Source organism: Bradyrhizobium sp. RDM12 (genome assembly GCF_051917485.1).
Lineage (GTDB): Bacteria > Pseudomonadota > Alphaproteobacteria > Rhizobiales > Xanthobacteraceae > Bradyrhizobium.
Window position 1 is genome coordinate 2031122 of record NZ_CM133064.1, and the last position, 19510, is coordinate 2050631.

The 19510-nt window shown below is 64.0% G+C and carries 17 protein-coding genes and 2 pseudogenes; 11 read left to right on the plus strand and 8 right to left on the minus strand.

Annotated elements, in window-relative coordinates; translation table 11 throughout:
* The first annotated feature begins 116 nt into the window (after positions 1-116).
* Positions 117-1544: a sulfatase family protein gene (locus ACTGJ9_RS09680; RefSeq protein ID WP_456676871.1), complete on the plus strand. Its 1428-nt coding sequence runs from the start codon at positions 117-119 to the stop codon at positions 1542-1544.
* Between the two features lie 257 nt (positions 1545-1801).
* Positions 1802-2961 (plus strand): annotated as a pseudogene (locus ACTGJ9_RS09685) (IS4 family transposase).
* Between the two features lie 96 nt (positions 2962-3057).
* On the opposite strand, the gene ACTGJ9_RS09690 reads toward ACTGJ9_RS09685, so the two are convergent.
* From ACTGJ9_RS09690 to ACTGJ9_RS09710, 5 genes and pseudogenes are all read right to left on the minus strand, one after another.
* Positions 3058-4149: an enolase C-terminal domain-like protein gene (locus ACTGJ9_RS09690; protein ID WP_456676872.1), complete on the minus strand. Its 1092-nt coding sequence runs from the start codon at positions 4147-4149 to the stop codon at positions 3058-3060.
* A gap of 81 nt (positions 4150-4230) precedes the next feature.
* Positions 4231-5454, minus strand: coding sequence for an ABC transporter substrate-binding protein (locus tag ACTGJ9_RS09695; RefSeq protein WP_456676873.1), 1224 nt, complete (start codon positions 5452-5454; stop codon positions 4231-4233).
* A 149-nt stretch (positions 5455-5603) separates the two neighbouring features.
* Positions 5604-6536 (minus strand): alpha/beta hydrolase, encoded by a 933-nt coding sequence (locus ACTGJ9_RS09700; RefSeq protein WP_456676874.1) that lies wholly within the window; start codon positions 6534-6536, stop codon positions 5604-5606.
* Between the two features lie 141 nt (positions 6537-6677).
* Positions 6678-6950 (minus strand): annotated as a pseudogene (locus ACTGJ9_RS09705) (hypothetical protein); the annotation flags it as partial.
* Positions 6951-7105: 155 nt separating this feature from the next.
* Positions 7106-7675 carry an alpha-ketoglutarate-dependent dioxygenase AlkB gene (locus ACTGJ9_RS09710; RefSeq protein WP_456676875.1) on the minus strand — a complete coding sequence of 190 codons (570 nt, stop codon included), beginning with the start codon at positions 7673-7675 and terminating at the stop codon, positions 7106-7108.
* A 78-nt stretch (positions 7676-7753) separates the two neighbouring features.
* Between ACTGJ9_RS09710 and ACTGJ9_RS09715 the strand changes: the two genes are divergently transcribed.
* Positions 7754-7894: a hypothetical protein gene (locus tag ACTGJ9_RS09715; RefSeq protein ID WP_007597071.1), complete on the plus strand. Its 141-nt coding sequence runs from the start codon at positions 7754-7756 to the stop codon at positions 7892-7894.
* Positions 7895-7912: 18 nt separating this feature from the next.
* Here ACTGJ9_RS09715 and hydA read toward each other — a convergent pair whose 3' ends face one another.
* On the minus strand, positions 7913-9367 hold the full coding sequence (gene hydA, locus ACTGJ9_RS09720) for a dihydropyrimidinase (protein WP_456676876.1): 1455 nt from the start codon (positions 9365-9367) through the stop codon (positions 7913-7915).
* 288 nt (positions 9368-9655) lie between these two features.
* On the opposite strand from hydA, the gene ACTGJ9_RS09725 reads away from it, so the two are divergent.
* The 4 genes from ACTGJ9_RS09725 (at position 9656) to ACTGJ9_RS09740 (ending at position 12542) form a co-directional block, all read left to right on the plus strand.
* Positions 9656-10717: an amidohydrolase family protein gene (locus ACTGJ9_RS09725; RefSeq protein ID WP_456676877.1), complete on the plus strand. Its 1062-nt coding sequence runs from the start codon at positions 9656-9658 to the stop codon at positions 10715-10717.
* Between the two features lie 15 nt (positions 10718-10732).
* Entirely contained in the window at positions 10733-11845 is a 1113-nt protein-coding gene (locus ACTGJ9_RS09730; protein ID WP_456676878.1) for an amidohydrolase family protein, read from the plus strand.
* A 4-nt stretch (positions 11846-11849) separates the two neighbouring features.
* On the plus strand, positions 11850-12263 hold the full coding sequence (locus tag ACTGJ9_RS09735) for a Rieske (2Fe-2S) protein (protein WP_456676879.1): 414 nt from the start codon (positions 11850-11852) through the stop codon (positions 12261-12263).
* Between the two features lie 72 nt (positions 12264-12335).
* Positions 12336-12542 (plus strand): hypothetical protein, encoded by a 207-nt coding sequence (locus tag ACTGJ9_RS09740; RefSeq protein ID WP_456676880.1) that lies wholly within the window; start codon positions 12336-12338, stop codon positions 12540-12542.
* Positions 12543-12594: 52 nt separating this feature from the next.
* Here the strand turns inward: ACTGJ9_RS09740 and ACTGJ9_RS09745 are convergent, their stop codons facing one another.
* Entirely contained in the window at positions 12595-13440 is an 846-nt protein-coding gene (locus ACTGJ9_RS09745) for an SDR family NAD(P)-dependent oxidoreductase (RefSeq protein WP_456676881.1), read from the minus strand.
* 192 nt (positions 13441-13632) lie between these two features.
* Here ACTGJ9_RS09745 and ACTGJ9_RS09750 point away from each other — a divergent pair, with 192 nt between their 5' ends.
* The 3 genes from ACTGJ9_RS09750 (at position 13633) to ACTGJ9_RS09760 (ending at position 17043) form a co-directional block, all read left to right on the plus strand.
* Complete coding sequence (locus ACTGJ9_RS09750; RefSeq protein WP_456676882.1) at positions 13633-15129, plus strand: aldehyde dehydrogenase family protein; 1497 nt, start codon at positions 13633-13635, stop codon at positions 15127-15129.
* A 120-nt stretch (positions 15130-15249) separates the two neighbouring features.
* Positions 15250-16377 (plus strand): alkene reductase, encoded by a 1128-nt coding sequence (locus tag ACTGJ9_RS09755; protein WP_456676883.1) that lies wholly within the window; start codon positions 15250-15252, stop codon positions 16375-16377.
* A gap of 159 nt (positions 16378-16536) precedes the next feature.
* Entirely contained in the window at positions 16537-17043 is a 507-nt protein-coding gene (locus ACTGJ9_RS09760; protein WP_456676884.1) for a GFA family protein, read from the plus strand.
* On the opposite strand, the gene ACTGJ9_RS09765 is transcribed toward ACTGJ9_RS09760, so the two are convergent.
* Positions 16997-17446, minus strand: a complete 450-nt coding sequence (locus ACTGJ9_RS09765) for a TfoX/Sxy family protein (protein WP_456676885.1) — start codon at positions 17444-17446, stop codon at positions 16997-16999. The two genes, ACTGJ9_RS09760 and ACTGJ9_RS09765, sit on opposite strands and share 47 nt — an antisense overlap.
* A gap of 124 nt (positions 17447-17570) precedes the next feature.
* On the opposite strand from ACTGJ9_RS09765, the gene ACTGJ9_RS09770 reads away from it, so the two are divergent.
* Positions 17571-19232: a thiamine pyrophosphate-binding protein gene (locus tag ACTGJ9_RS09770; protein WP_456676886.1), complete on the plus strand. Its 1662-nt coding sequence runs from the start codon at positions 17571-17573 to the stop codon at positions 19230-19232.
* The last annotated feature ends 278 nt before the right edge of the window (positions 19233-19510 follow it).

A 19510-nucleotide genomic window follows, 5' to 3' on the forward strand; every position in this document is an offset into this window, starting at 1 on the left:
GATTTCTGCAGAATTGGGCCTGAGATCGCAGCTAATCAAATCCGATCCGGTTTGACAAGAATTATTATGTCAGACATATTTTCTCTTGAACCAATTCGGCGCAGGACAAATCAACCGTGACAAAGCCCCACATCATCCTGGTCATGACCGACCAGCAACGCTTCGACACGATCGCGGCGACGGGCCATCCCTATATGAAGACGCCGAATCTCGACCGCCTGGTGCGCGAGGGTGCCTATTTCGACAATTGCTTCATCAATGCGCCGAGCTGCGTGCCCTCGCGCGCGGCGCTGTTCTCCGGCCTCTATCCGCACGCCTCGGGCGTGCTGAAGAACGGGCAGCACTGGCAGAAGACCTGGGTCAGCAAGCTCGGTGACGCCGGCTATCACTGCGTCAATGTCGGCAAGATGCACACCATCCCCTATGACGCGAAGGCCGGCTTTCACGAACGCTTCGTGGTCGAGAACAAGGACCGCTTCTTCGAGGGGCGCTGGTTCGCCGACGAGCTCGACAAGGCCTTTGCCGCGCATAAGCTGACCAAGCCGTCACGCGCCGGCTATCGCAGCCTGCCTGATTATGGCGACCGCATGGGCGCCTTCACCTGGGAGATGCCGAGATCGCTGCACCCGGACATCTTCGTCGCCGAGACCGCGATGTGGTGGCTGGAGACGAGGCCCAGGCCCGACGCGCTGTTCATGCAGATCGGCCTGCCGGGTCCGCATCCGCCCTATGACCCGCTGCCCGAATATCTGGAGCACTATCTCGCCCGCAACGACCTTCCGGTGCCGCAGCCGACCGAGGCCGAGATCGAGGGCCTGCCGGCCTATTTGAAAGAGAAGCGCCGCCACGACACCGAGGTCGATCACGACGCGGTGTCATGGAAGCTCAAGCCGACGCATGAAGAAATGCGCCGCCTGCGCGCGCATTACTATGCCAACGTCACCATGATCGACGAGCAGATCGGCCGCCTGCTGAAGACGCTCGAGGACAAGGGCTATCTCGACAATTGCGTGGTCATCTTCATGTCGGACCATGGCGACAATCTCGGCGAGCACGGCCTCAGCCAGAAATGGTCGATGTACGAGCCGGTGACGCGCATCCCGCTGCTGTTCTGGTCGCCCACCCTGTTCTCCGGCGGCCGTCGCATCGGCGGAAAGTGCCAGCTGTTCGATCTTGCGCCCACCATTCTCGATCTCGCCGGCGCAGAGCATCCAAAGCCGTTCCAGGCCCGCAGCCTGCTGCCGGCGTTGAAAGGCGAGCAATGGACCGGCCGCGACTTCGTGTTCTCCGAGCAGGCCGGCGACGTCGCCATGACCGGCGCGCGGCTGATCACCATGGTGCGCGACGACCGCTGGAAAGTCGTGTTCATCCACGGCGCCGCGGACGGGCAATTGTTCGATCTCGCAAGCGACCCGCTCGAACAGAATAATCTCTGGGGCGCGCCCGAGTACGCCGGCGAGATCAACCGCCTCAAGGACGCCTTCATCGACTGGCGCCAGAACAGCCTGCTCGAGACCATGGATTTGAACGCGGCGGCGCGGTGACGCGGAATCGCCTTGCCTTGCACCGGTCGCGCCTCTGACTCGGTGCAACCTCTCCCGCAGGCGGGGGAGGTCGGCGCGAAAGCGCCGGGTGGGGCTCTCTCCTCATCGGGAGTGTCCCCGTCTGAAGAGACCCCCACCCCAACCCTCCCCCGCAAGCGCAGGGCTGTCCGGGGAATGATTCACTGTGTCGCGGTGCATGCTCGGCAAAACCGAGGCAAATCGGTTTTTTCTGGTTGTCGAGACACAGAAGGCCGAGCATGCGATTTCGTGATAGCATTTTTAGTAGGCTGCTTGAACCGATCAATCGGCGGCAGTTCCAGACGGCTGTGGATCGTCTGGACGGGGATGCCTATGACAAGTCGTTCAAGAGCTGGGATCACCTGGTGACGCTGATCTATGCGCAGTTGAGCGGGAACAACAGCCTGCGCGCCGTGGTGACCGGCTTCAACGCCAATCCCCAGCACCACTATCATCTGGGCACCGGCACGTTGTCGCGCTCGACGCTGTCGGATGCCAATGCCCGCCGCCCGGGGTTTTTAAGCAAACTTTTGCCAGACTGTCGGCGATGGCGAGCCGGCAGTTGCGGAGCGAAGGCCAGGAGATGGTGCGCCTGATCGACGCCAGTCCGATCCCGCTTGGCAAGGTTTGCACTTGGGCGACGTGGAACGGGCGCATCCGTGGCATGAAGCTGCACGTGGTCTACGATCCCAAAGGCGATGTCCCGAAGTGCGTCGAGGTGACAGATGCGAACGTCAATGACATCGAGATCGGTCGCCATGTCCCTATCCAGGCCGGCACAACGTACGTGTTCGACAAGGGATATTGCCGCTTCGAGTGGTGGAAGAAGATCAATGACAACAAGGCCTTTTTCGTCACCCGGGCGAAGACGAGCATGCGTCTTCGCAAGATCAAGGGACGCACTAATCGCAAGTGCAAGGGCGACGGCTTCAAGGTCATCGCCGATGACGAGGTGAAGCTCACCAGCAAGGGCGACTCGCGGCTGCCAATACCGCTGCGGCGCATCAAGGTCAGGCGGGAGAACGGCGGCGTGATTACGCTTCTCACCAACGATATGACCCGAACGGCCGTCGAGATCGCCGGCCTCTACAAGTGCCGGTGGCAGATCGAACTCCTATTCCGCTGGATCAAGCAGCATCTCGACATCCGCAAGTTCCTCGGCACCAACGATAATGCGATCCGCCTGCAAGTGCTTGCTGCGATGATTGCCTACCTGCTGCTACGCATCGCTGCGCGGGCCAACTGCATCAAAATGCTTCCCCTCAGGCTGGCCCAACTTGTCGGCCAGTTCCTGTTTACCCGCCGATCCATCGCAACCATCGATAAGCCGCCTCCCATCAACCCCAGCCGTCGACAATCCAGAACATCACCCGACCAGATGGAGCTCTGCTATGCCTGAGTTTCCCCGGACAGCCCTGCCGCAAGCGGGAGAGGGGGCGCACCTCCGTTGTGCGCTAGCTGTGTTTCGTCACCCGCAAGCGGCGAGTGAGTGCAGCTACCCCGCCAGATACTTCCTCACCGCCGCCTCATCCCACGCGATCCCGTTGCCGGGCTCCTCGCCCGGCAGCGCGAAGCCGTCCTTGATCTTCAGTCGCGTTGAAAGCACCGCGTCGGCCCAGTCGACATATTCCAGCCAATGCGCCGTCGGCGTCACACAGAGCAGGTGCGCGCTGACCTCCGAGAACAGATGCGTCGACATCTCGATGCCGGCGGCGTGCGCGAGCGCGGCTGCGCGGAGCCAGCCGGTGACGCCGCCGATCCGCTGCACGTCGGGCATCACGCAATCGCAGGCCTCGGCCGATAGCGCCGATTGCATCGCAAAGGCGCTGTCAAAATTCTCGCCGATCTGGACCGGTGTGCGCAGTGCGTCCGCAATGCGGGCGCAACCCACATAGTCGTCATGGCGGATCGGCTCCTCGATCCAGGTCAGGCCTTCGTCGTCGAGCATCTCGCCGCGGCGGATCGCCTCGCTCACCGTCAGCGCCTGGTTGTAGTCGCACATCAGCGTCACCTCATCGCCGACGGCTTTTCGCACCGCGCGCACCACGGCGAGGTCCTCGCGCGCATCGGGCCGGCCGACGCGGATTTTTGCGGCGTGAAAACCCTCGGCCAGCAGCCTGTGGGCTTCCTCCACCGCGGTGCCCGCCGGCATGATGCCGAGCCCTTTCGAATTGTAGGCCTTCACCGGCTTCGGCGCGCCGCCGAGCAGGCGGGCGAGCGGCAGGCCTCGCGTGCGGGCCAGTGCGTCCCATGCCGCCATGTCGATGCCGGATTGCGCCAGCCGTTGCAGCCCGGCGAGCCCGAGCAGCGTGAAACGCTGGGTCAGCTTGCGCTCGATCTCGAACGGCAGCAATTCGTCGCCCGCGAGCAGCTCCGACATTTCCGTGACCATCGCGGTCAGCGGCTTCAGGGCCGACGGCGTGATCGAGAACAGATAGGCATGCCCCACAGCACCCTGGTCCGTCTCGCAGTCGATCAGCACCAGCGGCGCCTTGGCGACCGTGCCCGTCGAGGTCTGGAGCGGCAAATTCATCGGCACGATCACGGGGCGCGCGCTGATGCGCCTGATGCGGATAGTCTCGGTCATGGGGTCTCCCGGCGGAGTGAATGCAGGTCCATGCCCGATCTTAAACATTCGACGTGAAACGAAAAGATGGCCCGTGTCCTCTCACGGCGCCGCACCTTCCGAAAACGCCGTTTCGATCACCGCGCCGAAGGGCTGCCAGGAGCGGCCGTCGAACTGGACCAGCCGCATCTGCTTGATAGGCAGATAGCTGTCGGCCGACGTATTCATCCTGATGTTGGGCAGCGCAACGGAGGGGTGATAATCCCTGAGCGAAGCCGCCTGACGCATGATGTTCTCGCGCGACAGGTCGTCACCGCATTGCTTCAGCACCTGCGTCATCGCCTCGGCCGCGGCGTAGCCATAGAGCGCGGCACTGTTGTTCGTGCTTTCGACGTGATGGTATTTATCCATGAAGGCGAGCCAGTCCTTCATGGCGGCATCGTCTTTCCATGCGGGGTCGCTCGGATCCTTCAGGAAAGCCGTCGAGATCACCCCGGCCGAATTCTGCAGGCCGGCAGGCGCCATTGCATTGGCGATCGAGGCGGAAGCATCGTTCACGATGACGACCGGATGCCAATTGAGAGCCGCGGCCAGCTTGATCACCTGGGCCGCCGTCGACGGCACGCCGAGAAAGACGAAAACATCGGCACCCGCGCGCTTGAGGATCGAGACGTGGCCTTCGAGATGCTGATCTGAGATGTCGAAGGCGATGTCGACGAGAATCAGACGGTTCAGGCTGCCAAGACCCTCCTCGATGCCCTTGAAGAGCGCCCGTCCGAACTGGTCGTTCTGCCACAGCACCACGATCTTGCGATGCGGATAATAGGCCTGGATGTAGTTGGCGTAGATGCGCCCCTCCGACCGGAACGTCGGCTGCCAGCCCATGGTCCAGGGAAACGCCTTGGCCTGGCTCAGCTCCTCGTCGCCGGAGGCCACGAAAAGCTGCGGGACCTTCTTTTCGTTCAGATACCAGCGCGTGGCCAGATTGCCGGGCGTCCCGAATGATCCGAACATCAAGTGCACGTCGTCCTTCTCGACGAGGTTACGGGTCAGCTCCAGCGCGACCGTGGGATCGGAATTGTCGTCGCGGCTGATGAAGCGGATCTTGCGGCCGTTGATCCCGCCGCGATCGTTGACCATGTCGAAATAGGCGGCCTCGGCCTGACCGATCGCGCCGAATTCCGAGAGCGGGCCCGAATACGGCATGAGATTGCCGATGCGGATTTCGTTGTCGGGAGCGGGTTGATCCGAACGCTGCTGCGACATCGCCCCCAGCGAGGCGAGTGCGGCGATCAAAACGAACAGCAGCCTGCCGGTGACGCGCATGCTCGACACCTCGTCGTTGGCCCCTCATGGAGGTCGGTTCGATCGGCCAAGTCGCTTGATCTAGGTCAAGCGTTTGTCATTCCTGTGGCTTGACGGCTCGTTTCGAAGTTGCGCCGGACCAAACGGCAGTCGTGCTGACGTGGGCGCCGCTACGGCAGCCCGCGCGCCTCGAGCTGATGCACCAGCAGCAGCGTCGGCTCGGCGAGGCTGTCGCCGGAGCCGTCGAGCCCAAATGCGGCAGCGATGCCGTCGCGGCTGCGCAGCAGGGTGGTGCGCGGGCAGTGGCCGGCGCCGCAGAGCGTCTTCCTCAGGGTCTCGCCCTGCGCGATGAGGTTGGCAGGATCGTTGGCGGCCCAGGCCAGCACGATCGGTGCATCGACATTGAGAATGCCGGGAAATACCGAGCGCTTCTCATATTGAGCGGCGTCAGTGCCGAAATAGGCCTTCTCGCTGTCGCTGGCGTCCTTGCCGGCGCGGTAGATGCCGGACACCAGCACGACCGCTGCGACATCGGCGCGGTCGGCCTGGAGCTCGGGGTGCGCCAGCAGGCTCGCGACATGGAAGGCGCCGGCGCCATAGCCGACCGCGACGATCTCGCGGGCGTCGCCGTTGAACAGGTCGATATTGCCGTGGATCCAGGATAGCGCCGCCGCCACGTCGGTTGCGCCCATCGGCCAGGTCGCAGTCGGCGCGAGGCGGTAGTTCACGCGCACCCCGATCATGCCGTTGCGCGCGGCAAAGCACATCGCCTCGTCCTGGATCTCGCGGGACAGGTCCGGCGCGGCGCGGTCGCCGGTAAACGTGTCGCCCGCCACGAACAGCAGCACCGGCCGCGGCGTATCCGCCTTGGTGGTCTCGCTGATCGCGACGTCGAGCACATTGGCTTCGCTGTCGCCATAGCGCAAGCCGCGCGAGAAGGTGACCTGCTCGCACAGCCGTGCGACGCCGCCGGCGGTCGTGTCGTTATCGGTGAGGCCGACCGGCACGAGATCCGACGGTCCCACCAGCCGCGCCGGCAATGGGCCGTGTGCCGAGGCCGCTGACACGGTCAGAACAAGCAAAAACGCGAGACAATTCTTCATTATCATGATGGTGCCGGCCTTGAGCGCTTCATGTTAGTGCGCCGGTTTGGCCTATGTTTTCAAGTCGCCTTATGACTTGGTGTTGTCAGTTCGTCTTGCGGCGATTTCACGGCACCTCTGGTTCGCCCTCTCGCGCCCTGTTCAATCGGCCGGCTGGAACGTGCAATCCGTCCCACTGCCGTCCTTCTGCCTGATCGCGTTGGGGTCGATCGTGCAGCTCTGCTTGCTCAGGCTCTCGAAATTCGATCCCGCCGCACCGTCAGGCGGGATGCCGGCCAGCGCCTCGGTCGCGAAGATCTCGTTCGCCGTGGAGCCGTTCACGGTCTTGACCTTCTTGCCGAAGCTGACATCGCAGTTGCGCAAGGTGAGGTCGACATTGCTGGTGCGGCAGACAATCCTGTCCGCGGTCACCACGTTTCATGGGCGTCTCTCCTCGAAGATCACGGCTTCACCGCCACCAGCCGCGCGCTGAGCCTATGACGGATGTGCCGGCCTGGGGAAGGCTGAGCTCGACCCGCCGCGAAGCGGGCGTTCTACCGTGCATGGGGTTGTTTTCGCGTTTTTGCTGGTCAGGCCCGCTTCATCGTCCGGAAGGTGACGGAATAGCGGCGTGCCGCGACCGGCGGGATGCTGTGCTCCCATTGCGACCGCGCCTCGCCATCCATCAGGTACAGCGAGCGCGGCAGGGCCTCGAGGGTGTGCCGCTCCCATTTGCCGCCGCTGCGGCGGCGGAAGCGGAATTTGCAAGCCGAGTCCAGCGACAGGCCAAAGACCTTATCGAAGTGCGGCTTGTCGCGATGCCAGCCGATGCCGACGCCGGCGTCATATTCGGTGCACAGCACCTGCCGCACGCTGCCCGCGGCCAGGCCCGCCCATGCCTCGGCCTGCCGCGCGATGGGCGTGGCCCAGTCCGGGATCGGCTCGGCCTCGGTCAACCGCTGCTGCGCATAGTCGTATTGATACCCGAACCAGGCCACCCGGCGGTTGCCCTCGAAGGCGCCGAACTGGAAGCGCTGGAGCGGCAATGCTGCGATGCGGCCGATCAACGCCTGCTCGGCGGCGGTGTCGATAAAATTGTCGGTATAGCGAAGGCCCGCGGGTCCCGCGTCCGGTTCGGCGAACAAACCAAGCTGCGTCATTCTCGCATTTCCGTGATGGAACCAAATGGCGGCTGAAGCGACTTATCTATGACGCGGGACGTAACATGCGAGGCCGCCATGGCAGAGAAGCATACCGCCGATCCGGCAGAGATCATGCGGGCGACTGGTCATCCTGAGCTGGAATACGCCGCCGGCTGGACCATCGCCGGTCTCGTCACCATCGGCACCATCGTCGCCGCCTGGGTGTTCGCGATCTAAACCGCCCGTGACGCCCTGCTACGGCGTCACCGCTCCGCGTGTGACCGCGCGAGGGGCGGTCAGTTCCTTCCAGGTCGAATTGGCGACATGCACCGGTGAGAAGGCCGGCCGCTCGACATAGTGTCCGTCGCCCGGCTCGGCACGCAGATCGCCATCCTTCCATACGATACGGCCGCGCGAGAGCGTGGCGGCAGGCCCGCCGGTGCAGGCAAAGCCTTCGAACACGTTGTAGTCGATCCGGCTCATCTGCCGCTTCGCGCTGATGGTCCTCGTCGCCTTGGGATCCCACACCACGATGTCGGCATCCGAGCCGACGGCGACTGCGCCTTTGCGCGGATAGATGTTGAGGATGCGGGCGATGTTCGCCGAGGTCACCGCGACGAATTCTTCCTTCGTCAGCCGCCCAGTCGCGACGCCCGCGGTCCATAGCAACGCGAGGCGATCTTCCAGGCCGCCGGTGCCGTTCGGGATCTTCCTGAAGTCGCCGAGGCCAAACCGCTTCTGCTCGGTGGTAAAGGCGCAGTGGTCGGTCGCGACCACTTGCAGTGAGCCGGACTGCAGGCCGGCCCACAGGCTATCCTGGTGCGACTTGTCGCGGAACGGCGGCGACATCACGCGTTGCGCGGAATGATCCCAGTCCTTGTTCTGATATTCACGCTCGTCGAGCAGCAGGTGCTGGATCAGCGGCTCGCCATAGACGCGTTTTCCCGCGGCCCGTGCCCGCGCAATCGCCTCATGCGCCTCGCGGCAACTAGTGTGCACGATATAGACCGGCGTGCCCGTCATGTCGGCGATCATGATGGCGCGGTTGGTGGCTTCGCCCTCGACCTCCGGCGGTCGTGAATAGGCATGGCCTTCGGGACCGGTGACGCCGCGCGCGATCAGCGCCTCCTGCATCAGGGCGACGACGTCGCCATTCTCGGCATGCACCACCGGCATCGCGCCCAGATGGGCGCACCGCGCGAACGAGTTGTAGAGCTCGTCGTCGTTCACCATCAGGGCGCCCTTGTAGGCCATGAAATGCTTGAAGGTGTTGATGCCGTAGGTTTTGACGACGGTCTCCATCTCGTCATAGATCTGCTTTGACCACGACGTCACCGCCATGTGGAAGCCGTAGTCGGTGGCCGCCTTCTCGGATTTGTGCCGCCACTCTTGGTAGGCAGCGAGCATCGACTGACCGGGATCGGGCAGGCAGAAATCCACCACCATGGTGGTGCCGCCGCTCAGCGCCGCCTTGGTGCCGGACTCGAAATCGTCGGCGGTGACCGTGCCCATGAACGGCATTTCGAGATGGGTGTGCGGATCGATCCCGCCCGGAATGACATAGGCGCCGCCGGCATCGATGGTCTCCGCCCCCGTTGGCGCCGCGATCGCTGCGGCGACCGCGACGATGGTGTCGCCCTCGATCAGCACGTCCGCTCTGCGCGAATGATCATGATTGACGACAGTGCCGCCGCGGATGAGGAGGGCCATGGGAACTCCGGAAGAGCAAAGAGAGGACAGTACGAAGCGGAAGCTAAGCGTGCCGGCTGCGATGCGACAGGCGAAATTTTAATCAGCCGCCGCTCCGCATCGAGACCGCGATTGCGCTGGATGCACCGGCCTGACCTGATATCGCGCCTGCGAAATGCAACCGAGCCATGACGGATCGCGCCGGCCCGCGCCCTTGCGCGTCGGCACGGGCCGGCGCACTCTGCGCAGGCGGCGCGAAGAATGCCGCCAATAAAGACGTACGTACAAGATCTTGGCGAGGAAGCATCCATGGCGGTGACGCGGATCGACTGCGACATCCACCCGGCGGTCGGTGGCACGCGCACGACGCTGCTGCCTTATCTCAGCGATCACTGGAAGGAACAGGTGGTGAGCCGTGCTATCGACGGCCTCGACCTCACCTCCTATCCGCCGGGCATGCCGTTCTCTGGCCGCGCCGACTGGCGGCCGGCCAACGGCACGAAGCCGGGCTCTGATCTGGCGATGGTGCAGAGGGGCGCCTTCGACCAATTGGGTGCGAGCCATGCGATCCTCAACGTGCTCTACGGCGCTCAGGCCGTGTTCGATGCCTATATGGCGGCGGACTTCTGCAAGGCGATCAATGACTGGATTGCCGCCGAATGGTTATCGCGAGACCCGCGCCTGCGCGCCTCCATCGTGGTGCCGATGCAGGCGCCGGATCTCGCCGTCGAAGAGATCGAGCGCCGCGCGAGCGATCATCGCTTCGTCTCAATCCTGGTGCTGGCACAGGGCGAGACGCTGCTGGGCCGGCGGCATTTCTGGCCGGTCTACCATCTCGCTGAAAAGTACAAGCTGCCGCTCGCGATTCACGCCGGAACGCAATATCGGCAGGCGCCGAGCTCGGCCGGCTGGCCGTCGTATCGCTACGAATATTACTTCGTCGAGGCACAGGCGTTTCAGGCGCAGATCCTCAGCCTGATTTACGAGGGCGTGTTCGGCAAATATCCCGATCTCAAGGTCGTGCTGATGGAGTCCGGCGTCAGCTGGCTGCCGGCCTTCATGTGGCGCGCCAACAAGACCTGGCGCGGCGTGCGCGTCGAGGTGCCCTGGGTCGAACGCGAGCCCGCCGCGATCATCCGCGACAATTTTCGCGTCACCATGCAGCCCTTCGATGCGCCCGGCGACGCCAAAAGCGTCGAGGAGATCATCGACCAGATCGGCTCCGACAAGATGTTCCTGTTCGCGTCCGACTATCCGCACTGGCAGTTCGACGGTGACGATCCGATCCCGCCGCATCTGCCGAAGAGCATCATTGACAAGATGTGCGTCGACAATCCGATGGAGACATTTCCGCGGCTGTCGCTGAATTGATCATTGGAGGTTCGCATGAGTGAAGTCATCGACCGTCCGCTGCGTGACGACGAGAAGCCCGCCGCCTCGCGGCTGCGCATCGTCGATTGCGACGTGCATCCGAGCCTGCATTCGGTCGACGACCTGAACGAGTTCCTGCCGAAGCGCTGGCAGCAGCACCTGAAGGAATATGGCAGCCATCTGCGCACGCCCTATCTGTTCACGACGCCCTATCCGCGCTCATCGCCGCTGATCGCGCGGCGCGATGCCTGGCCGCCGACCGGTGGGCCGCCCGGCTCCGATCTCGATTTCATGCGCATGCAGCATCTCGATCCGCTCGATGTCGAGTTCGGGATCTTGCAGGTGCTCGATCTCTTCATCTTCTCGCAGCAGAACCTGGAATTCGGCGCCGCGGTCCAGCGCGCCATCAATGACTGGCAACTGGCGTTCTGGTCGCACCGGGATCCGCGCCTGAAGGCCTCGATCCTGGTCGGTCAGGACGGCACGGATCTTGCGATCACCGAGATCGACCGCTGCGCCAACATCGGTGAGTACATCCAGATCAACGTCTCGCCGCGCGCCAACGAGCCGCTCGGCCGCCGCCGTTACTGGCCGATCTACGAGCGCGCGCAAGCGCTGAACCTGCCGCTCGGCATCCATGTCGGCGGCTATGGCGGCCACGCGCCGACCGGCGGCGGCTGGCCGTCCTATTATGTCGAGGAGCACCAGTCCAACGCGCACACCATTGCGGCGCAGCTTGCCAGCCTGGTCATCGAGGGCGTGCCGGAGCGGTTTCCAAAATTAAAGATCGTCTTCATCGAGGGCGGCTTCGGCTGGATCCCGTCGGCGGTGTGGCGGATGGACCAGCATTTCGAGCGGTTCCGCAGCGAAGTGCCGCATCTCAAGCGCAAGCCGTCGGAATACGTCCGCGAGCATTTCTGGTTCACGACCCAGCCGATCGACGAGCCCGACGAGGCGCGGCATCTGCGCTCGCTGATCGAATGGGTCGGTATCGATCGCCTGCTGTTCTCGTCGGACTATCCGCACTGGGATTTCGACGATCCGCGCTTCGCCTTCAAGACTCCGCTCACCGAGCCCGAGCGGACAAAGATCTTCAGCACCAATGCGCGTGCGGTCTACAAGTTTTGATCACATGGCCCGTCACATCGTCGCGTCTACCTCCGAGATCCCGCCCGGCGGCAACAAGGTCGTCGACATCGCGGGCCGCGATATCGTCGTGTTCCATGTCAATGGCGAGTTCTTTGCGCTGTTGAATCGCTGCCCGCATGAAGGCGCGCCGCTGGAGAAGGCGGCTTGCGTGGCGCGACTGACCTCGCCCGAGCCCGGCGTCTATGAGCGCTCTCGAGTCGGCGAGATGCTGCGCTGTCCCTGGCACGGCTGGGAATTCGACATGCGCAACGGCCAGTCCTGGTTCGATCCCAAACGCGTCAAGATCCGGTCGTATCCGGTCGCGGTGGAACGCGGCGAGGAATTGCAGAAAGGCCCGTATGTCGCCGAGACGTTTCCGGTGCATGTCGAGGATAGTTATGTGATTGTCGAGGTCTGAGCCGGCATTGCCGATTGAGATTCGAACGCAGGTGCGATATGGCTCTCGCGCTTTCAGAGGCGGAGACGAGCTTTGTCGAAACAATCCCAGCGTGAGGAGGCCGAGCGCCTGATCCGCGAATCGATGGAAAAGAAGTCCATCGTCGTCAAGCACGGCACGACCCGCATCGAGGCCGTTTGCGGCAAGTGCGGCGCGCCGAACCGGGTGCAGGCGGAAAAAGGCCAAAGCCGCGTCAAGTTCGCCTGCAAGAATTGTGGGCACCAGCAGGAAACCCTGTAGGCGCCTTCACCTCTCCCCATACGAAACGGGGGGAGCGAAAGATCGAGCAAGCCTAATCCCCCTTCACGAATTTCGCGAACGCATCCGCGTAGTCCGGATGCCAGCGCGACAATGGCGGCCGGTTCTCGACGATATCGCCGGCGGCCCAGAGTATACGCTTCTCGTCGAGCGCACGCGGTACGTCGTTATCCGGGCAGAGGATGTAGAAATCGCCGGCATCGAGCCGCGCAAGCATGAAATCGACAGTCTGCTCCGGCGTCCACGCGCCGGCCGGCTTTTCGGTGCGGCCCTTTGCGGTGAGCCCGGTGAAGACAAAACCGGGGATCAGCAGATGCGCGGTGACATGGCAATCCCGGGTGTTGCGCAGCTCGTGCTGGAGCGCTTCCGTAAACGCCTTCACGCCGGCCTTGGAGACGTTGTAGGCGGGATCGCCGGGCGGGGTGGTGATGCCCTGTTTGGAGCCGGTATTGATGATCAGGCCGGCCTTGCCGTGCGCGATCATGTTGGGCGCGAAGACACGCGTGCCGTTGATGATGCCCCACATGTTGACGTCAATGATGCGCTGCCAATTGTCTGATGCGCCGAGCAATGTGCTGCCCGGCTGGATGCCGGCATTGTTCATCAGCAGGTCCGTGGCGCCGAAATGCGCGCCCACGGCGCGTTCCAGTTCCGTCACGCTTTCGATCCGGCTGACGTCGGCCGCGGACGTCATCACATTCGCGTTCCCCGCGATCGATGACAGTTTTGTTGCAGCCTCTGCCAGCCGTCCCTCGTCGATGTCGGAGATGCACACCTTCATTCCGGCGCGCGCAAACGCTGTTGCTGCCGCAAGGCCGATGCCAGATGCGCCCCCGGTGATCACGGCGACATTGCCCTTGGCGATGACAGGATGCGGCATGGCAATTCTCTGGGAAGGGGCGGCGCGCTCGGTCGAGCTATATCATGGCGCTCGCGCGACCCTCCACAAGCCGGCATGGCAGGGCTTCGTTCCACGCCGACTTTACGCCCTTCAGGCGCCGCTGTATTCTGTTTGACCTAACGATCGCGCCCAGATCGAATCCAATCAATCACCTATCCAGGGAGTGCAGCCATGGCTGTGTCGCAGGCTATTCCGATCACGCGCCATCCGTTCGCCAACGGGTCCTACAAACAGATGCTGATCGACGGGAAATGGGTGGATGCCGCGTCCGGCAAGCGCTTCGAGACTCACAATCCCGCCACTGGGGAACTGCTCGCAACCGTTGCCGAAGGCGACAAGGAAGACATCGACCGTGCGGTCGCCGCCGCTCGCCGTGCGTTCGAAGGTTCCTGGAGCAAGGTCAAGCCGTTCGAGCGGCAGAACCTGCTGCTCAAGCTCGCCGATCTGGTCGAGAAGAATTTCGACGAATTATCGCAGCTCGATACCCTCGACATGGGCGCACCGCTCAGCCGCACCCGCGCCTATCGCCTGCGCGCGGTCGGCATGCTGCGCTACTACGCCGGCCAGACCACTGCGATCCACGGCGAGACCATCGAGAACTCGCTGCCCGGCGAGATCTTCTCCTACACGCTGAAGGAGCCGGTCGGTGTCGTCGGGGCCATCATTCCCTGGAATGGCCCGCTCACCGCGACGCTCTGGAAGATCGGCCCGGCGATCGCGACCGGCTGCACCGTCGTGCTCAAGCCCGCCGAAGAGGCTCCGTTGACCTCGCTACGCATCGCCGAGCTCGCGATGGAAGCCGGCATTCCGCCCGGTGTCGTCAATGTCGTCCCCGGCTATGGCGAGACCGCGGGTGCCGCACTGGCCTCGCATCATGACGTCGACAAGGTTGCCTTCACCGGCTCGCATGTCACGGGCCAGTCGATCATCCGTGCCTCGGCCGGCAACCTCAAGCGCGTGTCGCTCGAGCTCGGCGGCAAGTCGCCGGACATCGTGTTCGCCGACGCCGACCTCGATGCCGCCGTGCCGGGCGCCGCGATGGCGGTGTTCGCCAACTCCGGCCAGATCTGCAGCGCCGGCACGCGCTTGTTCGTCGAACAGTCGATCTACGAGGAATTCGTCGGTCGCGTCGCCGAGTTCGGCAAGAAGCTGCAGGTCGGTAACGGCCTCGATCCGAACACCCAGATCGGCCCGCTGGTCTCCGAGCAGCAGCTCGAGCGCGTTACCGGCTATCTCGACATCGGGCAGAAGGAAGGCGCGCGAGCGCTTGCCGGCGGCGGTCGCGTCACCGAAGGTGCGCTCGCCAAGGGCTTCTTCGTCTCGCCGACGGTGTTCGCGGGCGTCCAGGACAACATGCGCATCGCTCAGGAAGAGATATTTGGTCCCGTCATCTCGGCGATCGCGTTCAAGGACATGGACGAATTGGTCAAGCGCGCCAACAACACCACGTTCGGCCTCGGCTCGGGGCTGTGGACGCGGGACGTCACCAAGGCGCATGCGGTCGCGAAACGCTTGCGCGCCGGCTCGGTGTGGGTGAATTGCTATCAGGCGATGGACCCTGCCGTGCCGTTCGGCGGCTACAAGATGAGCGGCTATGGCCGCGAATCCGGCAAGCAGCATGTCGAGGAATATCTCAACGTGAAGGCTGTCTGGATCAAGACGGCGTAAGGCCCATCCTCTCCCGCGTTCCGCGCGAGGGAATATCTGCTTTTGGTGGGGGCGGCGCCTTTTCCGGTGGCCGCCCCTCGCTATATGATCCGCATCCTTTCAAAGGCATCCGGGGCCCACATGAAATTCGAGGCGTTGTTTAGACCGTTGCAGCTCGGTCCGTACAAGCTCGCGCACCGCGTCGCGATGGCGCCGCTGACGCGCATGCGCGCCGAGCGCGAGAGCTTTTCGCCGCGGCCGCTCAATGCCGAATATTACGGCCAGCGCGCCACGCCAGGCGGTCTGTTGATCGCTGAAGCTTCGCCCGTGGTCTCGCACGGCCGCGGCAATCCGGCGACGCCCGGCATCTATTCGGAGGCGCAGATTGCGGGCTGGCGCAAGGTGGTCGATGCCGTGCACGCTAAGGGCGGCATCATCTTCCTCCAGCTCTGGCATGTCGGCCGCGTCTCGCATTCGTCCTATCATGGTGGTGCGCCGCCGGTCTCGGCCTCGGCGATCGCGATCAAGACCGAAGGCATGAAGGCGATGACCGCCGACGGCAAACTCGCCGACTACGAGACGCCGCGCGCGCTGGAGACCGACGAGGTCAAAGGCATTGTCGAGGCGTTCCGACAGGGCGCGAAGAACGCGCTCGCAGCGGGCTTTGACGGCGTCGAGATCCACGGCGCCAACGGCTATCTGCTCGAGCAGTTCCTGCAGTCGCGCAGCAATCAGCGGACCGATCAATACGGCGGCTCGATCGAGAACCGCGCGCGCCTGCTCCTCGACGTGACGCAGGCCGCGATCGAGGTCTGGGGCGCCAACCGCGTCGCCGTGCGGTTGTCGCCGCACGGTATCGCCAACGATTCCGGCGAGCCCGATCCGATGCCGCTCTACACGCACGTGGTGAGGGCGCTCGACAGCCTCGGCCTTGCCTATCTGCACTTCATCGAGCCGCGCTCCAGTGGTGCCGGCCGCGCCGACGTCCACTGGGAGAACGTGCCGTCGGCGATGCTGCTGTTCCGCCCGCACTACAGCGGCGTGCTGATGACCGCCGGCGGCTTCACCGGCGAGACGGCGAATGCCGCGATTGCCGAGGGTCATGCCGATATCATCGCGTTCGGCCGCATCTTCATCTCCAACCCCGATCTGCCGCGGCGGCTCGAGCACGACTACCCCATCACGCCGTACAACCGCGCGACGTTCTATGGCGGTGAGGAGAAGGGGTATACGGATTATCCCGTTTATGGCGAGCTGACACCGGCGTAGGTCTCTCAGTCATTCCGGGGCGACGCGAAGCGTCGAGCCCGGAATCCATTTCCCGTCTTGGTCTGCCGCCCGATGGATTCCGGGCTCGCGACTTCGTCGCGCCCCGGAATGACGATCGTGTGTATTGTCGTGCTGACAACGACATTCAGGGGAAGCACCATGGCCAAAGCCGCAGTCGCCGCAGGAATTGCCACCGGCCAGTGCCTGTGCGGCAAGGTCACTTTCGAGATCGACGTCCCAGCACGTTGGGCCTGGCACGACCACTCCGCCGCCAGCCGCCGCGCGCATGGCGCGGCCTACGCCACCTATGTCGGAAGCTGGAAGAAGCGCTTTCGCATCACCTCGGGCAAGTCCGCGCTGACCCGCTATGAGGACAAGGCGACCAAGACCGTGCGCAGCTTCTGCTCGCATTGCGGTACGCCGATCGCCTACGAACGCCCGCGCGGCCCGCACATGGTCAACATCCCGCGCGCGCTGTTCAACGAGCGCACCGGGCGCCAGCCGCTCTATCACATCGCGATCGAGGAGCTACAGGAATGGGCCTATACCGGCGAGCCGCTGGTGCCACTGAAAGGCTTTCCCGGCGTGGTCTGGCAGCGCTCAAAAAAGAGGAAGCGCGCTAGCGGCGAGGATCCGTTCGAGCTCGGCCGCGAGGAGGCGCTTTAGTCTTCGCGTTGGCCGACGCCGCCGTGCGCGGCGCAGCCTTCTTCACTGGCGGCTTGGCGGGCATCGTCGCCACGAAATCGAGCGCGCGCTTCACCCAGATCTTGAGCCCGGCATCGGATCGCGTGCCCTCATCAGAGACCCGCACGAAACCGGTCATGATGCGCCCGCGCATTTCCATCGGGCTCGTGTGTGGCTCCTTCAGCATCCGCGCATGCGCTGCGGGGCCGACGCGAAACAGCATGCCGCCGCGGCCGCTGATGGTGCAGCACATGACGTTGTCCACCATGAAACAGAGCCCGCCCATCATCTTCTTTTCCGCGACGTGGCGTTGGCTCGCAAGCAACTTGCGAACCCGTGCGGCGGTGCCTTCGTCGTAGGTCATGACGGTCCCTTCGGCTTGCACCTATCTTTCCAGCTTCTCTTCGCGCGCGCAAGGCAGCCATGAGTGCGCTTGCTTGCGCGCATCCCGCGACTTCGGCCATCATGCGCGTCGCCTCGCGGCAATGCCCGAGGGGCCTGGAGGAAACATGAAGAACCAGATCACCGGCCGCTCCGCCTTCCTCGCGCTGCTCAAGGACGAGGGCATTACGCATCTGTTCGGCAATCCCGGCACAACCGAATTGCCGATCATGCATGCGCTGAAGGACCATCCTGACCTCACCTATGTGATGGCGATGCAGGAGAGCCTGGTGGTCGCGATCGCCGACGGTTACAGCCGCGCCTCCGGCAAGCTCGTCGCCTGCAACGTCCATGTCGCGCCCGGCCTCGGCAACGCCATGGGCTCGCTCTATAACGCCCAGTTCACGGGCACGCCAATGATTTTGACCGCGGGTCAGCAGGAGCAGGGCCACGGGCTGATGGAGCCGGTGCTTTATGGCCCGCTGGTGCGCATGGCCGAGCCACTGGTGAAATGGGCGGTCGAGGTGACGCGGCTGGAGGATCTGCCGCGCATCGTGCGCCGCGCCGCCAAGGTCGCGATGACGCCCCCGACCGGGCCGGTGTTCATCTCGCTGCCCGGCGACATCCTCAACAGCGAAGCCGGCATCGATCTCGGCCGCTCCACCCGCGTCGACGCGCGCACAAAGCCATCGGACGAAGCGCTCAAGGCCTTTGCCGCGCGCCTGCTGAAAGCCGAACGCCCCGTGATCGTCACCATAGACGAGGTGGTCAAGAGCGACGCGTTGAAGGAGGCAGCCGAACTGGCCGAATTGCTCGGCGCCGCCGCGTACCAATCCTCGACGCCCTATGGTTCGCACTTCCTCTCCGAGAGCCCAAGCTTCGTCGGCACGCTTGCGCGCATGCAGAAAGTCGCGCGCGATACGCTCGCGCCCTACGATCTTCTTGTCGCGCTCGGCGGCGATCCCTTGCGGATGTCGGTCTATAGCGAGGTCGACGCGCTGCCGGATGGGCTTGGCATCGTGCAGGTCGGTCTCGCCGATTGGGAGATCGCCAAGAACTACGGTGCGGAGATCGCACTGAAGGCGGACGTGAAGGAGACGTTGCGCGCGCTGATCCCGGTGCTGAAGGAAATGGGCGGCGCCGCACTGGCGCAACGGGCAAAACAGCGTCTCGCCGAGCTTGCGCCGAAGAATTGGACGGCGCGGCGCGCTGCGCTGGTCGAACAGATCGGCAGGAGCGCGGGCCGCACGCCGATCGATCCCGACTATCTCGTGCTGCAAATGGTCGAGGCGATGCCCGACCATGCCATCCTTGTGGACGAAGGTCTCACCTCTAGCCGGCAGATCACGGCGCTCCGTCCGCACCGCGACCGTTATGGCTATCACGGTCTCGCCTCGGGCGGCATCGGCTGGGGCTTGCCGGCCTCGGTCGGCGCCAGCATCGCCAATCCGGATCGGCCCGTCGTGTGCTTCTCCGGCGACGGCAGCGCGATGTATTCGATCCAGGCGCTATGGACGGCGGCTCATCACAAGCTGCCGCTCAATGTCGTCATCGCCAACAATGGCGGCTACCGCATCATCAAGCAGCGCCTGCTCGCGTTCCATGGCGACGACAATTATGTCGGTATGGACTTTGTCGATCCGCCCGTGGATTTCGCAGGCGTCGCCAAGGCACTCGGCTGCGAGGCAATCAAGCTCAGCGACCCGCGCGAGTTGAAAGCGACGCTGGCGTCAGCGTTCAACCGGCCGGGGACGAAGCTGATCGAGGTGACGGTGGACGGGAAGGTGTAGGTGGTAGCCACAGCCGTCATTGCGAGGAGCACTTGCGACGAAGCAATCCAGGCTGTCACTCGCGGAAAGATTCTGGATTGCTCACATGGGGATTAGGTGTGTCAAGGCGGTTGTTCAGCTCTTTGTTCGATTGCAGGCCAGCTCTTCGTCCCGACCGCGGGATGTTTCGGATGGCGCGCGGAGATCGCGTCAAGGTCGGCTCGTTAGAGCCGCCGCGCAGCGGCTTGACCTTGACGTGATCGAGCACGCCATCAGGCTTGTGTGGTCGGGAGGCCGCG